Raw genomic sequence first — 14,209 nt, 5'->3', positions numbered from 1 at the left:
CCGCCGACCCCGCCGACCCGACAGACCCCGTCGCCGCGGCCGCGGCCGCCGCAGGCAGCCCTGCCGCCGCCGGGGAGGCCCCGCTGATCGCCGGCCTGCTCCTCGCGGCGGGCGGCGGGCGGCGGCTGGGCGGCCGTCCGAAGGCGCTGCTGGAGCATCGCGGCCGGCTCCTGGTGGAGCACGCGGTGGCGGCGCTGCGGGAGGCGGGCTGCGGGGTGGTCCACGTGGTGCTGGGCGCCGCGGCGGACACCGTACGGGAACGGGCCGCGCTGCCCGGTTGCGTGCTCGTGGACAACCCCGCATGGGAGCAGGGCATGGGTTCGTCGCTGCGGGCGGGACTGGAGTCGCTGGCGGGGACCGGGGCCGGCGCGGCGCTGGTGTCGCTGGTGGACCAGCCCGGCATCGGCGCGGCGGCGATCGCGCGGGTGGCGGCGGCGTACCGGGGCGCGGATTCCCTGGCGGCGGCCTCGTACGCCGGGGAGCGGGGCCACCCCGTGCTGCTCGGGTCGGACCGGTGGGCGGAGGTGGCGGCGGGCGCGCAGGGCGACCGGGGGGCGCGGACGTATCTGCGGGCGCACGAGCACGAGATCGACCTCGTGCCGTGCGGCGATGTGGCCCGGCCGTACGACATCGACACGGAAGCGGACCTGGGGCTGCTGGAGTGACGGGTCGGGAACGGGCGGTGAAGGGCACGGCACCGAGAGCCACGTTGTGTCGAGTCGAAGAATCTCGACATCAACAAACCATTGAACTTCCACCATAAGGAAACTACTATCCACTGCTCAGAAGCATTGGATCGTCCCGGACGCCCCTCGCCGCGTTCCGGACCCATGCGGCACTCAGTGCCATCCCCGTGGGTCCGGAGGCCGAAGGCACCACGCCACCGCAAGCCCGCTGAAGGAAGTGACCGCTCATGTCCGCACCAGCGCCGTCTCCGCTGGCCATCGTCGAAGCAGAGCCCCTGCCCCGGCAGGAGGAGGTCCTCACCGACGCCGCCCTGGCCTTCGTGGCGGAGCTGCACCGGCGGTTCACGCCCCGGCGTGACGAGCTCCTGGCCCGCCGCGCCGAGCGCCGCGCCGAGATCGCCCGCACCAGCACGCTCGACTTCCTCCCGGAGACCGCTGGGATCCGCGAGGACGACAGCTGGCGGGTCGCCCCGGCGCCGCCCGCGCTGGACGACCGCCGCGTGGAGATCACCGGCCCCACCGACCGCAAGATGACCATCAACGCCCTGAACTCGGGCGCGAAGGTCTGGCTCGCCGACTTCGAGGACGCGTCCGCGCCGACCTGGCACAACGTCGTCCTCGGCCAGCTCAACCTGATCGACGCGTACGAGCGCCGGATCGACTTCACCGACGCCCGCACCGGCAAGTCGTACGCCCTCAAGCCCGCCGCCGAGCTGGCGACGGTCGTGATGCGCCCCCGCGGCTGGCACCTGGAGGAGCGCCACCTCACCTTCGACGGCCGCCCCGTCCCCGGCGCACTGGTCGACTTCGGCCTGTACTTCTTCCACAACGCGAAGCGCCTGCTCGACCTCGGCAAGGGCCCGTACTTCTACCTCCCGAAGACGGAGTCGCACCTTGAGGCGCGCCTCTGGAACGACGTCTTCGTCTTCGCGCAGGACTACGTCGGCATCCCGCAGGGCACCGTCCGCGCCACGGTCCTCATCGAGACGATCACAGCGGCCTACGAGATGGAGGAGATCCTCTACGAACTCCGCGACCACGCCTCCGGGCTCAACGCGGGCCGCTGGGACTACCTCTTCTCCATCGTGAAGAACTTCCGCGACGGCGGCGCCAAGTTCGTCCTCCCGGACCGCAACGCGGTGACGATGACGGCCCCGTTCATGCGCGCGTACACCGAACTCCTCGTCCGCACCTGCCACAAGCGCGGCGCGCACGCCATCGGCGGCATGGCGGCCTTCATCCCGTCCCGCAAGGACCCCGAGGTCAACAGGACCGCCTTCGAGAAGGTCAAGGCGGACAAGGACCGCGAGGCCGCCGACGGCTTCGACGGCTCCTGGGTGGCCCACCCCGACCTGGTCCCGATCGCGAAGGCGTCCTTCGACGCGGTCCTCGGCGACCGGCCGAACCAGAAGGACCGCCTGCGCGAGGACGTGTCCGTGGCCCCGGGCGACCTGATCGCGATCGACTCCCTCGCCGCGAAGCCGACGTACGAGGGCCTGGTCAACGCCGTCCAGGTCGGCATCCGCTACATCGAGGCATGGCTGCGCGGCCTCGGGGCGGTCGCCATCTTCAACCTCATGGAGGACGCCGCCACGGCGGAGATCTCCCGCTCCCAGATCTGGCAGTGGATCAACGCGGGCGTCGTCTTCGAGAACGGCGAACGGGCCACACCCGACCTCGCCCGCAGGGTCGCCGCGGAGGAACTCGCCGCGATCCGCGCCGAACTCGGCGACGAGGCCTTCACGGCCGGCAGGTGGCAGGAGGCGCACGACCTGCTGCTGAAGGTGGCCCTGGACGAGGACTACGAGGACTTCCTCACGCTGCCCGCGTACGAGCAGCTGCGCGACTGACCCGGCCCGGCTGACCGCACAGCAGCCGAGCCCGCTGACGACCGCCCGCTCCCCGGCGCCGCACCGGCGCCGGGGAGCGCTGCCGTGCCCGCCACCGCGGCATGGCGGCGTCATCCGCAGCGGCAGCGGCAGCGGCAGCGGCAGTGCTCAGGCAACGCCGCGGGCGCGAGGTCCGCAGCGTGTCGCGCTCCGCGAGGTGGTTGTCAGTGGGGTGCGCTTCACTGGATTCGTCACTCTCTGTAGCGAGAAGGGGAGTCGCTGTGACGGATCGTGCGGTGTTCGTGTCGTTGGAGGGTTTGCGGCGGCGGGGGTGGAGCGACGGGATGGTGCGGGAGCTGCTCGGTGGGCCGGACGTGCGGGGGTGGGGACTGCGGCAGGCGTCGCGGGTCCCGGTGCTGCTGTACCAACTCGCCCGGGTGGAGGCGGCGGAGCGGGTGCGGGCGTCGACGGCTCCCCGGTTGACGGCTCAGCGGCGGCGGCAGGCGGTGCTGGCGACGCTCCGCGTGCAGCCCATCCGGGTGCCGATGCTGCCGCGCGCGGAGTTGGAGCGGCGGGCGGTGCTCTACCGGCGGCAGGTGGCCGGGGAGGCCGAGCAGGGCGCCGGCGGGCTCGTGCGGTGGCAGGTGAGGTACCTGCGGCAGGCCCTGCGGTCGTACGACGCACTGCTGGACGGGCTCGGCGCGGCGACCGGGCGGGCGGAGGCGGAGCGGCTGCTGCGGCACCGGGTGTACCGGGCCATCGCGCAGGCGTACCCCTGGCTGGCGGAGGAATGCGCCAGGCGGCTCCGGGACCCCGGCGGCCGGCGGTGAGCCGGGGGCGGCGAGCCGGGGGCGGTGAACCGGGGGCGGTGAACCGGGGGCGGCGCCGAAGCCCCACCGCGGCTCCGGCCCCACCCCGGCCCCACGACGCCTCCGCCTCCGGCTCCGGCTCCGGCTCCGGCTCCGGCTCCGGCTCCGGCTCCGGCAACAGGGGAACGGGGCCGCGCCGTGGCGCCGGTAATCCGGTGGGAGGACGCAGCGGCGGCGTGGCATGCTCCGGGCCATGGCCGCGTATCGCTCCCGCCCCAGTCTGTACATCTCCGTCGACATCGAGGTCGACGGGCCGATCCCGGGGCCGTACTCGATGCTCAGCCTCGGTGCCGCCGTCGCCGGACGGCAGGACGCCGACGGGTACACGCCGGCCGACCCGGAGGCGGACACGTTCTACCGGGAGCTGCGCCCCATCAGCGGGGAGTACGTCGCGGAAGCGCTGGCGGTGAGCGGGCTGGACCGGGAGCGGCTGTGTGCCGAGGGCGCCGAACCGGCGGCTGCGCTGCGGGAGTTCGCGCAGTGGGTGGGGGAGGTGAGCCGGGGCGCGCAGCCGGTGATGTGCGGCTACCCCGCGGCGTACGACTGGATGTTCCTGTACTGGTACCTGATGCGTTTCACCGGGAGCAGCCCGTTCGAGCACGCGGGCTGCCTGGACATGAAGACGCTGTACGCGGCCAAGGCCCGGCAGCCGCTGCGGGCGGTCGCGAAGCGGACGATGCCGAGGGAGCTGCTGCCGTCCCGGCGGCACACCCACCACGCCCTGGACGACGCCGTGGAGCAGGCCGAGCTGTTCGGCAACCTCATGGCGTGGCCCGGGGTGTGAAAGCCACTCCCCGGGCCGGCGCGGTCGCTTCGGTAGGCGGTGTGCCCCTGGGGGCGGGGTGCTTCAGTGGACGGTGGCGGTCGGTTCCATGGGCGAGGTGACGTCGGCGGCCTCGCGGCTGCGGGCGCCGCCGAGGTGGTTGAAGACGAGGTTGAGCAGGACGGCGGCGACGCAGCCGGTGGAGATGCCGGAGTCCAGGATGATCTTCGCGGTCTCCGGGAAGGCGTGGTAGAACTCCGGCGCCGTGATGGGGATGATGCCGACGGCGAGGGAGACGGCGACGATCAGGACGTTGTTGTCCTTGTCGAGGCCGGCCTTGACGAGCGTCTGGATGCCGCTGGCGGCCACCGAGCCGAAGAGCACGACGCCGGCGCCGCCCAGCACGGGGCGGGGGACGACCGCGATGAGGGCGGCGGCGACCGGGCAGAGGCCCATCAGGACCAGCAGCCCGCCGCCGGCCGCCACCACGAAGCGGCTGCGGATCCGGGTCATGGCGACGAGCCCGACGTTCTGGGCGAAGGCGCTGCACATGAAGCCGTTGAAGAGGGGGCTGAGGGCGGAGCCCAGGGTGTCGGCGCGCAGGCCGGCGGCGATGGTCTTCTCGTCGGCGGGCTTGTCGACGATCTCGCCGAGGGCGAGCATGTCGGCGGTCGACTCCGTCATGGAGACGACCATGACCACGCACATGGAGATGATCGCGGCGGCCGCGAACTGCGGGGCGCCGAAGTGGAACGGGGTCGGGAAGCCGACGAGGGGGGCCTCGGCCACGGCGGTGAAGTCCGCGGCACCGAAGGGGATCGCCAGGAGGGTGCCGAGGACCAGTCCGATGAGGACCGCGATCTGCTTGACGAAGCCGCGGGTGAAGCGGCGCAGGAGGAGGACGATCAGCAGGGTCGCCGCGGCGAGGGCGAGGTAGGTGGTCGAGCCGTAGTCGTCGGCCGCCGGGTTCGGGCCCTGGGCCCATCCGAAGGCGACCGGCAGGAGCGAGACGCCGATGAGGGTGATGACGGTGCCGGTGACGACGGGCGGGAAGAAGCGCACCAGCCGGCTGAACCAGGGTGCCGCGACGAAGCCGAGCAGGCCCGCGACGATGATGGCGCCGAAGATGACGGGGAGCGCGTCGGCCTTGTCCTCCGTCGTGTCGACGATGGCCAGCATGGGGGCCACTCCGGCGAACGTGACGCCGTTGACGAACGGCAGCCGGGCGCCGATCTTCCACACGCCCAGCGTCTGGAGGAAGGTGGCGAGACCGGCGGTGAAGAGGCTGGCGCCGGTGAGGAAGGTGAGTTCGGCCGCGGAGAGCCCGACGGCCGCTCCGACGATCAGGGGCGGCGCCACCACCCCCGCGTACATGGCGGCCACGTGCTGCAGGCCGCTGGTGAGCATCTTCAGGGGCGGCAGCTTCTCGTCGACCGGGTGTCTGCGGTCGGTGGCGGGTGGGGTGCCTGCATCGTTGTCGGACCTTGGCGTGGCGGCCACGGCGGTTCCTCCGGTCGGTTAAACGCGTCGGCGGCGACGCGGGTTTCAGGGAGGTGCTGCTGGTGATGCGGGAGGTCGGTGGGGGGGTGCGAGGGGTCCGCGGGTGCGGGAGAGGGGGCGCGGAGGGCGGGGTGCGTGCGGGCCCCTTACCGTTCCGGGGGGTGGCCGTACCTCTCGGTACGGACACCCCCCGGTCCGGCGTGCCGCGGCCCCTGTCCGGGGCAGCGGCGGACCGGCCGAGGGCCGTCCCCCTCGGCTGGTCTGCTGCGGATCGCTTCCGGGCTCAGCCCTGGGCGGCGATACGGGCGAGGCGCTGCGCCTCGTCGCGGGTGGAGCGGGCGATGGCGTCCTCGTCGGCGGTCAGCAGCCTGCCGTCCTCGACGATCTGGCGGCCGTCGACGAACGACGCGGTGACCGGGGCGGCCGCGCCGAAGACGAGTGCGGTGACCGGGTCGGCGATGGAGGCGTGGGCGAGGGTGTCCAGCTTCCACAGCACGAGGTCGGCGAGCTTGCCGGGCTCCAGCGAACCGGTCTGGTCGGCGCGGCCGAGGACCTGGGCACCGCCGTACGTGCCGAGGCGCAGGGCCTGGCGGGCGTTGAGGGCGGCTTCGCGGTGGGCGCCGAGCCGGTTGATCAGCAGGGCGTTGCGCAGCTCGGTGTGGAGCTCACCGGACTCGTTGGAGGCGGTGCCGTCGACGCCGAGGCCGACGGGCACGCCGGCGGCGAGCATGTCGGGGACGCGGGCGATGCCGGCGGCGAGGCGGGCGTTGGACGACGGGCAGTGGGCGACACCGGTCCTGGTACGGGCGAACGCCTCGATGTCGGAGTCGTTCATGTGGACGCAGTGCGCCATCCACACGTCCTCGCCGAGCCAGCCGGTGGACTCGAAGTAGTCGGTGGGGCCCATGCCGAAGAGTTCGTGGCAGAACTTCTCCTCCTCCACGGTCTCCGAGCCGTGGGTGTGCATGCGCACGCCGAGGCGGCGGGCGAGTTCCGCGCCCTGCCTGAGGAGTTCGGTGGAGACGGAGAAGGGCGAGCAGGGCGCCACGGCGACCTGGGTCATCGCGTCGAAGGAGGCGTCGTGGTGCTTCCTGACGGTCTCCTCGGTGGCGGCGAGGGCGCCTTCGAGGGTCTCGACGGCGAAGTCCGGCGGCAGGCCGCCGTCCTTGGCGCTGCGGTCCATGGAGCCGCGGGCCAGGGTGAAGCGGACACCCATGTCGCGGGCGGCCCGGATGATGGCGCCGGAGAGGTCGCCGGAGCCGTGCGGGAAGACGTAGTGGTGGTCCATGGCGGTGGTCACGCCGCCGCGGGCCATCATCGCGAGGGAGCCCTGGGCGGCCGCGTGGACCATCTCCTCGTCGATCCGCGCCCAGGTGGGGTAGAGGGCGACGAGCCAGTTGAAGAGGTTGTGGTCGGTGGCGAGGCCGCGGGTGATCCACTGGTAGAAGTGGTGGTGCGTGTTGATCAGGCCCGGGGTGGCGAGGTGGCCGGAGGCGTCGATGCGCCGGACCACGTTCTCGAGGCCCGCGGGGGCCCGGCCCGCGCCGACCGACTCGATCCTGTTGTCCGCGATGACGACGTGGCCCGAGGCGTACTCGGTGTCCTGGGCGTCGACGGTCGCGATCGCGCAGTTCTCGATCACGATGCGCTGGGCTGCTGCCGAAGGTGCCATGGCGGTGCGTCCTTCTTGTCGAACCGGGGGGTCCCCCGCCCGGCCGGGGCCGGGAGGCGGGGGAGGTGAGGGCACGGCAGGACCCTGGGGTTGTTGAGTGCCGCGGCCGGGTGGCTGCGGGTGCCGAGAGAATGTTGTCAAGGGGCGGTCGGCCGTCCGCCCCGACCCGCCGAGGCGGCGCGGACGGCCGACCGGGTCAGGGGGCCTCGGTCACAGGTTGGTCATGTCCACCGGGATGTGCGCCTCGGCGCCGTCCCGGAGGATCGTCGCCTCGATGAGCCCGTAGGGGCGGTCGGCGGCGAAGTAGACCTCGTTGTCGTTCTTGAGGCCGAAGGGCTCCAGGTCCACGAGGAAGTGGTGCTTGTTCGGGAGCGAGAAGCGGACCTCGTCGATCTCCGAGCGGTTGTTGATGATCCGCGCGCCCATCTGGTACAGCGTCTGCTGGAGCGACAGGGAGTAGGTCTCCGCGAAGGCCTGGAGCATGTGCTTCTTGACCTGCTCGTAGGACTTCTCCCAGTGGGGCATGCGCTGCTCGTCGTCGGTCCAGTTGAACCGCCAGCGGCCGGAGACCTGGGTGGCGAGGATCCGGTCGTACGCCTCCTGGAGGGTGGTGTACTTGTCCTTCACGTAGCCCCAGAACTCCGAGTTGGTGGAGTTCATGACGACGAGGTCCTTGAGGCCGGATATGACCTGCCACTTCTCACCGTCGTAGGTGATCTCGGTGACGCGGGTCTCCTGGCCCTTGCGTACGAAGGAGTGCTTGACCTCGTCGGCGCCGATGAACTTGGAGTTGGCGTCGGACGTGGCGATGCGCTCCCAGGCGTACTCCTCGATGCGGATGCGGGCCTGGTGGATGGGCTCCTGGCTGGTCACGAAGTGCCGGGCGAGGTGGATGCCGAACTGCTCGGCGGACTCGATGCCGTACTCCTTGGCGAACGCGTACACCGTGTTCTTGGTGGTGTCGGTGGGGAGGACGTTGGCGTTCGAGCCGGAGTAGTGGACGTCGTCCATGTCGCCGGAGAGGGCGACGGAGACGTTGAGGTCCTTGATGTGGTGGGTGGCGCCGTCCCGCGTGATCTTCACGACGCGGTTCTCAGACTTGCCGTACTGGTTCTGGCCGAGAATCGTGGGCATGGTCTTCGCTAGCTCCCTCGGTAAACGGAGTAGCCGAACGGGTTGAGCAGCAGCGGTACGTGGTAGTGCTCGCCCGCCATGACGGCGAAGGTGATCGCCACCTCGGGGAAGAACACGCCGCTGTCCCGTGTCGCGGGGGCGTCCTGCTGTGCCTCGGCTTGCTTCTTGACGAAGTACGTCTCGGTGTCGAAGTCGAGACGTACGTGGGTCGTGCCTTCCGGCAGGGCCGGGAGGTCCTTGCAGCGCCCGTCCGCGTCGGTCGCCGAGCCGCCGAGCGCCACCCACTGCGCGTCGCGGCCGGCACGGGCCGCGAGCGAGACGGCGACGCCCTCGGCGGGGCGGCCGCGGCTGGTGTCCAGGATGTGCGTGGACACCGAGGCGGTGCTTGCTGTACTCATGCGGGTTCTTCCTCCAGTCGCTCCACGAGCCGGGTCAGGCGGATACGGTTGATCCTGCCCAGTTCGGTGCGGACGATCTCGCGCTCCTGCTCGGGCGTGTTGCCGATCCGCTCGCGTACGGCGTCGCGCATCTGCTCGCCGGTCCTGCCGGTGGCGCAGATGAGGAAGACGTGGCCGAACCTCTCCTGGTACGCCAGGTTCAGTTCGAGCATCTCCGCCTTGAGGTCCTCGGAGGCGCCGGCCATCCCGCTCTGCTCGCGGGCCGAGGTCGGGTCGCCGGGCTTCGGGCGGCCGATCGGCGGGTGCCCGGCCATCGCCTCGGCGAGGTCCTCGGCGGTGAGCTCCGCCATGGCGGCGTCGCTGGCGCGCAGGAGGTCGTCGGCGGTGGCGTACGGGCGCTGGGCGAGCAGCCTGCTCCCCCATGCCGAGCTGGCGCACACCTCGTGCAGGGCGGCGAGCGCGTCGCTGTCCGCGGAGGTGTTGAACCGGGCGATGCCCGGTGAGGTACTCGAAGTCACGGGGAGCCTCCGTGGCTGTTTTTCGCTGTGCTTCGGACGGGCTGCGGATAGCTAACGCCCTGCGGCGAAGTACGTCAACACTTTGTTGAAAAATCTGTGTGACACGTACGTTGCCTCTCGGACACCGCCAGGAAACCGTCCGCACACCGGTCGCGGACCACCCGGGAACCGGTCGGGGACCGGCTGGGAATCCCGGCTCCGGGCAACCCGTGACCCGGCCCGGGACCACCCGGGCACCCGGCCCGGCACCGGCCGGACGGCGGCCGGGCACCCGCGCGGAGCAGTCTCGCCGACCGCGCTGGAGGCTCCCTTGAGCCCCTACGTGCCCTTCGCCGCGTTCTCCCTGTTCAGGTAGTTGTAGACGGTGAACCGACTGACGCCGAGGGCGCCGGCCACGGTCTCCACGCCGTGCCGCACCGAGAAGGCGCCGCGGGCCTCCAGGCTCCGCACGATCTCCTGCTTGCTCTTGCGGTCCAGGTCCGACAGCGGCATGCCGTGGCGCCGCTCCAGGGCGGCGAGGATGTGGTCCAGGGAGTCGGCGAGCTGCGGCAGGCGTACGGCGAGGACGTCCTCGCCCTCCCACGCGAGCACCACGTCGTCGGGGCCGGCCTGCCCGGGCAGCAGCATCCGCCCGCCCATGGCGTCGACCAGCGGCTTCACCGCGGCGACCAGCGGGTGGTCGGCGGACACGTGGTCGGCGGCGCTCATGGGCGGGCCTCCCCGATCACGTTGACCTGGAGCGAGACCCGGGTCGCCCCGGCCTCCAGGGCGCGGCGCAGCAGGGTGTCGACGGCGGCGAGCACCGCGTCGGCGCCGCCTTCCGCCGTGTTGCCGAACGGTCCGACGTCGACGGCGTCCAGTGCGGCGCCCTGGATGACCTCGCGGGCCACGACGGCGTGGGCCGGTGCCTCGTCGAGGTCGAACGGTTCTGTCGTGAACTCGACCCTCAATCGTTCCATGAGCTCACGGTATCTCCGCGCGCGAGGCCGTCCACCCCTCGGGTGGGCCTTGACAAGGGACCCGCTTCACTTGCACTCTTCCATCACGCAGAAATGAACTTCCGCAATACGGAAGGAGCGCCGCCCCTCATGGCCCGCTTTTCGGAAGACGCAGGCAAGGCCCAGCGCTTCGATGTGAACCTGTCGATCCTCTTCACCGAGCTTCCGCTGCTGGAGCGCCCCGCCGCCGCCGCGGCGGCCGGCTTCACCGCGGTGGAGCTGTGGTGGCCCTGGATCGAGACGCCCACGCCCGCCCGGAGCGAGCTCGACGCCCTGAAGAAGGCGCTGGACGACGCCGGTACGCAGCTGGTGGGGCTGAACTTCTACGCCGGCCGGCTGCCAGGGCCGGACCGCGGCGCCCTCTCCGTGCCCGGTGAGGAGTCGGAGCGCTTCCGCGCCAACATCGACGTGGCGGCCGACTTCGCCGCCTCGGTCGGCTGCAAGGCACTGAACGCGCTGTACGGCAACCGCGTGGACGGCGCCGACCCGGCCGAGCAGGACGCGCTCGCCCTGGAGAACCTGGTCCTGGCGGCCCGCGCCGCCGACCGGATCGGGGCGATCCTGCTGGTGGAGGCGCTCAACGCGCCGGAGTCGCCGCACTACCCGCTGGTCAGCGCCCCGGCCGCGGTCCAGGTCGTCGACCGGGTCAACGAGGCCACGGGCCTCGGCAACGCCCGGTTCCTGCTGGACCTCTACCACCTGGCGATGAACGGCGAGGACCTGGAAGCCGTGATCGACGCGTACGCGGAGAAGACCGGGCACGTCCAGATCGCCGACAACCCGGGCCGCGGTGCGCCGGGCACCGGCGACCTCGACCTCTCGGCCCTGCTGCTGCGGCTGCGCGAGCGCGGCTACGACGGCTGGACCGGCCTGGAGTACAAGGCCGGCGACCGCCCGAGCGCCGAGAGCTTCGACTGGCTGCCGCGCGAGCTGCGCGCCGCCCACTGACTCACCCCGCGAGCTTTTCGAAAGAGGTAACCCTCATGAGCACCACCCCCCTGCCCAAGGTCGCCTGGATCGGTCTCGGCATCATGGGCTCCCCCATGTCCGAGAACCTGCTCAAGGCCGGCTACGCGGTCACCGGCTACACGCTGGAGCAGGAGAAGCTGGACCGGCTCGCCAAGGCCGGCGGCACCGCCGCCTCCTCGATCGCCGAGGCGGTCCGCGACGCCGACGTCGTCATCACGATGGTGCCCGCGTCCCCGCAGGTCGAGGCCATCGCGTACGGCCCCGACGGCATCCTGGAGAACGTCCGGCAGGGCGCCCTGCTCATCGACATGTCGTCGATCACCCCGCAGACCTCGGTGGACCTGGCGAAGGCCGCCGCCGAGAAGGGCGTCCGAGTGCTGGACGCCCCCGTGTCCGGCGGCGAGGCCGGCGCCATCGAGGCCGTGCTGTCCATCATGGTCGGCGGCGGGCAGGCCGACTTCGACGAGGCGAAGCCGATCTTCGAGGTGCTCGGCAAGACCATCGTGCTGTGCGGTCCGCACGGCTCCGGCCAGACCGTCAAGGCCGCCAACCAGCTGATCGTGGCGGTCAACATCCAGGCCTGCGCCGAAGCCGTGGTCTTCCTGGAGAAGTCCGGCGTGGACCTGAAGGCTGCCCTGGACGTGCTGAACGGCGGCCTGGCCGGCTCCACCGTGCTGACCCGCAAGAAGGACAACTTCCTGGCCCGCGACTTCGCGCCGGGCTTCCGCATCGACCTGCACCACAAGGACATGGGCATCGTCACCGACGCCGCCCGCAACGTCGGCGCGGCCCTGCCGGTCGGCTCCGTGGTCGCCCAGCTGGTCGCCTCCCTGCGCGCCCAGGGCGACGGCGGCCTGGACCACTCCGCCCTGCTGCGGGCCGTCGAGCGCCTCTCCGGCGCCCAGGTCTGACCCCCGGGCCCGCCCCGGGCCCCTCGGGGCCCGGCCCCGGCCCCCTCTGCTCCCGATCCGGTCCCCCGCACCTGACGCGGGCCCGGCTCGGGCCGGGCTTCCGGCGGCGTCGGCGCTGACACCTGTCCTGTCGCGCCCAGGCGCCGGCGCCGTCCGGAATCCCCACCTCCACTTTCAACAAACTGTTGACGTCGCCTTCGGGGCGTCCTTACGCTCCCAGCACCGCCAGCAGCTCCCGCACGGAAGGTCACCAGGTCACGATGTCGAAGCGCGTGCTTACGACCGAGTCAGGCGCACCGGTCGCCGACAACCAGAACTCCGCCACCGCCGGTGTCGGTGGCCCGCTCCTCATCCAGGACCAGCACCTGATCGAGAAGCTGGCCCGCTTCAACCGGGAGCGCATCCCCGAGCGCGTCGTCCACGCCCGCGGCTCCGGCGCCTACGGCTACTTCGAGGTGACGGACGACGTCACCGCGTACACGAAGGCGGCGTTCCTCTCCGAGGTCGGCAAGCGCACCGAGCTGTTCCTGCGCTTCTCCACCGTCGCGGACTCCCTCGGCGGCGCGGACGCGGTCCGCGACCCGCGCGGCTTCGCGGTGAAGTTCTACACCGAGGAGGGCAACTACGACCTCGTCGGCAACAACACCCCGGTGTTCTTCATCAAGGACCCGCTGAAGTTCCCCGACTTCATCCACTCGCAGAAGCGCGACCCCTTCACGGGCAAGCAGGAGCCGGACAACGTCTGGGACTTCTGGGCGCACGCCCCGGAGGCCACCCACCAGATCACCTGGCTGTTCGGCGACCGCGGCATCCCCGCCTCGTACCGCCACATGAACGGCTACGGCTCCCACACCTACCTGTGGACGAACGCCGACGGCGAGGGCTTCTTCGTCAAGTACCACTTCAAGACGAACCAGGGCATCCGCTGCCTGTCCTCCGAGCAGGCCGCCGAGGTCGTCGGCACGGACGCCAACTCGCACCAGACGGACCTGCTCCAGGCCATCGAGCGGGGCGTGAACCCGTCGTGGACGCTGTACGTGCAGATCATGCCGGCGGCGGAGGCGGCGGACTACCGCTTCAACCCGTTCGACCTGACCAAGGTGTGGCCGCACGCGGACTACCCGCTGCAGCGGGTCGGCCGGCTGGTCCTGGACCGCAACCCGGACAACGTGTTCGCGGAGGTCGAGCAGGCCGCGTTCTCCCCGAACAACTTCGTGCCGGGCATCGGCCCGTCGCCGGACAAGATGCTCCAGGGCCGCCTGTTCGCCTACGCCGACGCCCACCGCTACCGCCTGGGCGTCAACCACACCCAGCTGCCGGTGAACGCCCCGAAGGCGACCGCGGCCGACAACTACGGCCGCGACGGCTTCATGGCCACCCGCAACGGCTCCCGCCACGACAAGAACTACGAGCCGAACTCGTACGCGGGCCCGTCCCAGACGGACCAGGCGCTGTCCGCCGCCCTCGCCGTCTCCGGCTACACCGGCACCCACGCCACCCCGGAGCACGTCAAGGACGACGACTTCTTCCAGGCCGGCGAGCTCTACCGGCTGATGTCGGCGGAGGAGCGCGGCCGCCTGGTGGCCAACATCGCGGGCAGCCTGGCGCAGGTGTCCCGCGAGGACGTCATCGAGAAGAACCTCGCCCACTTCCACGCCGCCGACCCCGAGTACGGCAAGCGCGTGGAGGAGGCGGTCCGCGCCCTGCGCGAGGACTGACGCCTCACCAGACGGCGTGCGGCGGTTGACGGGAGGTCGGCCGCCGTACGCGGTCCGACCCGTGGCCCGGATGAGGGGTGGCCGCGGGTACGGACAGCCGGGAACCGCGGCGGTGTACGCGCCAGTGCGGTGGTGAAGGGGCACCGGCAGCCCTCCAGACCCGAAGGAGGACACCGGAACCCCGCGTCACCGCCGCGGTCCCCCACTCGTCCACCTCCCCCCATGACCCCGTCCGGCGGCGCGA

At 71.8% G+C, this 14,209-nt stretch carries 14 protein-coding genes; 7 read left to right on the top strand and 7 right to left on the bottom strand.

Features of this window, described 5'->3' with window-relative positions; translation table 11 throughout:
• Positions 1-83: 83 nt before the first annotated feature.
• The 4 genes from L6E17_RS04495 to L6E17_RS04480 all read left to right on the top strand — a co-directional run bounded on the left by L6E17_RS04495 (position 84) and on the right by L6E17_RS04480 (position 4,168).
• The gene (locus L6E17_RS04495) at positions 84-665 is read left to right on the top strand and encodes an NTP transferase domain-containing protein (protein WP_236239657.1); all 582 of its coding nucleotides are present in this window, start codon (positions 84-86) and stop codon (positions 663-665) included.
• Between the two features lie 248 nt (positions 666-913).
• Positions 914-2,536 carry a malate synthase A gene (gene aceB, locus L6E17_RS04490; RefSeq protein WP_236239419.1) on the top strand — a complete coding sequence of 541 codons (1,623 nt, stop codon included), beginning with the start codon at positions 914-916 and terminating at the stop codon, positions 2,534-2,536.
• Between the two features lie 260 nt (positions 2,537-2,796).
• Entirely contained in the window at positions 2,797-3,345 is a 549-nt protein-coding gene (locus L6E17_RS04485; protein ID WP_236239418.1) for a hypothetical protein, read from the top strand.
• A gap of 232 nt (positions 3,346-3,577) precedes the next feature.
• Positions 3,578-4,168 carry a 3'-5' exoribonuclease domain-containing protein gene (locus tag L6E17_RS04480; RefSeq protein WP_236239417.1) on the top strand — a complete coding sequence of 197 codons (591 nt, stop codon included), beginning with the start codon at positions 3,578-3,580 and terminating at the stop codon, positions 4,166-4,168.
• Between the two features lie 63 nt (positions 4,169-4,231).
• Here the strand turns inward: L6E17_RS04480 and L6E17_RS04475 are convergent, their stop codons facing one another.
• From L6E17_RS04475 to L6E17_RS04445, 7 genes are all read right to left on the bottom strand, one after another.
• On the bottom strand, positions 4,232-5,554 hold the full coding sequence (locus tag L6E17_RS04475) for a nucleobase:cation symporter-2 family protein (protein WP_236239656.1): 1,323 nt from the start codon (positions 5,552-5,554) through the stop codon (positions 4,232-4,234).
• A gap of 376 nt (positions 5,555-5,930) precedes the next feature.
• Positions 5,931-7,319 carry an 8-oxoguanine deaminase gene (locus tag L6E17_RS04470; RefSeq protein ID WP_236239416.1) on the bottom strand — a complete coding sequence of 463 codons (1,389 nt, stop codon included), beginning with the start codon at positions 7,317-7,319 and terminating at the stop codon, positions 5,931-5,933.
• A 210-nt stretch (positions 7,320-7,529) separates the two neighbouring features.
• Positions 7,530-8,453, bottom strand: a complete 924-nt coding sequence (pucL, locus tag L6E17_RS04465; protein WP_236239415.1) for a factor-independent urate hydroxylase — start codon at positions 8,451-8,453, stop codon at positions 7,530-7,532.
• 8 nt (positions 8,454-8,461) lie between these two features.
• On the bottom strand, positions 8,462-8,851 hold the full coding sequence (gene uraH / locus L6E17_RS04460; RefSeq protein WP_236239414.1) for a hydroxyisourate hydrolase: 390 nt from the start codon (positions 8,849-8,851) through the stop codon (positions 8,462-8,464).
• A complete protein-coding gene (uraD, locus tag L6E17_RS04455) occupies positions 8,848-9,369 on the bottom strand; it encodes a 2-oxo-4-hydroxy-4-carboxy-5-ureidoimidazoline decarboxylase (protein WP_236239413.1) in 522 nt (173 codons plus the stop codon). The genes uraH and uraD overlap by 4 nt, the downstream gene beginning before the upstream one ends.
• A 318-nt stretch (positions 9,370-9,687) precedes the next feature.
• On the bottom strand, positions 9,688-10,077 hold the full coding sequence (locus L6E17_RS04450; RefSeq protein ID WP_236239412.1) for a helix-turn-helix domain-containing protein: 390 nt from the start codon (positions 10,075-10,077) through the stop codon (positions 9,688-9,690).
• Positions 10,074-10,328, bottom strand: coding sequence for a hypothetical protein (locus L6E17_RS04445; RefSeq protein WP_236239411.1), 255 nt, complete (start codon positions 10,326-10,328; stop codon positions 10,074-10,076). The genes L6E17_RS04450 and L6E17_RS04445 overlap by 4 nt, the downstream gene beginning before the upstream one ends.
• Before the next feature lie 129 nt (positions 10,329-10,457).
• Here L6E17_RS04445 and L6E17_RS04440 point away from each other — a divergent pair, with 129 nt between their 5' ends.
• The 3 genes from L6E17_RS04440 (at position 10,458) to L6E17_RS04430 (ending at position 13,965) form a co-directional block, all read left to right on the top strand.
• Positions 10,458-11,315 carry a TIM barrel protein gene (locus L6E17_RS04440; RefSeq protein WP_236239410.1) on the top strand — a complete coding sequence of 286 codons (858 nt, stop codon included), beginning with the start codon at positions 10,458-10,460 and terminating at the stop codon, positions 11,313-11,315.
• Between the two features lie 35 nt (positions 11,316-11,350).
• A complete protein-coding gene (locus L6E17_RS04435; RefSeq protein WP_236239409.1) occupies positions 11,351-12,247 on the top strand; it encodes a 2-hydroxy-3-oxopropionate reductase in 897 nt (298 codons plus the stop codon).
• Between the two features lie 260 nt (positions 12,248-12,507).
• A complete protein-coding gene (locus L6E17_RS04430; protein WP_236239408.1) occupies positions 12,508-13,965 on the top strand; it encodes a catalase in 1,458 nt (485 codons plus the stop codon).
• Positions 13,966-14,209 lie beyond the last annotated feature (244 nt).

It is taken from the genome of Streptomyces sp. CC228A (assembly GCF_021390935.1).
Taxonomy (GTDB): domain Bacteria; phylum Actinomycetota; class Actinomycetes; order Streptomycetales; family Streptomycetaceae; genus Streptomyces.
This window is presented reverse-complemented; position numbering and strand designations above follow the sequence as displayed.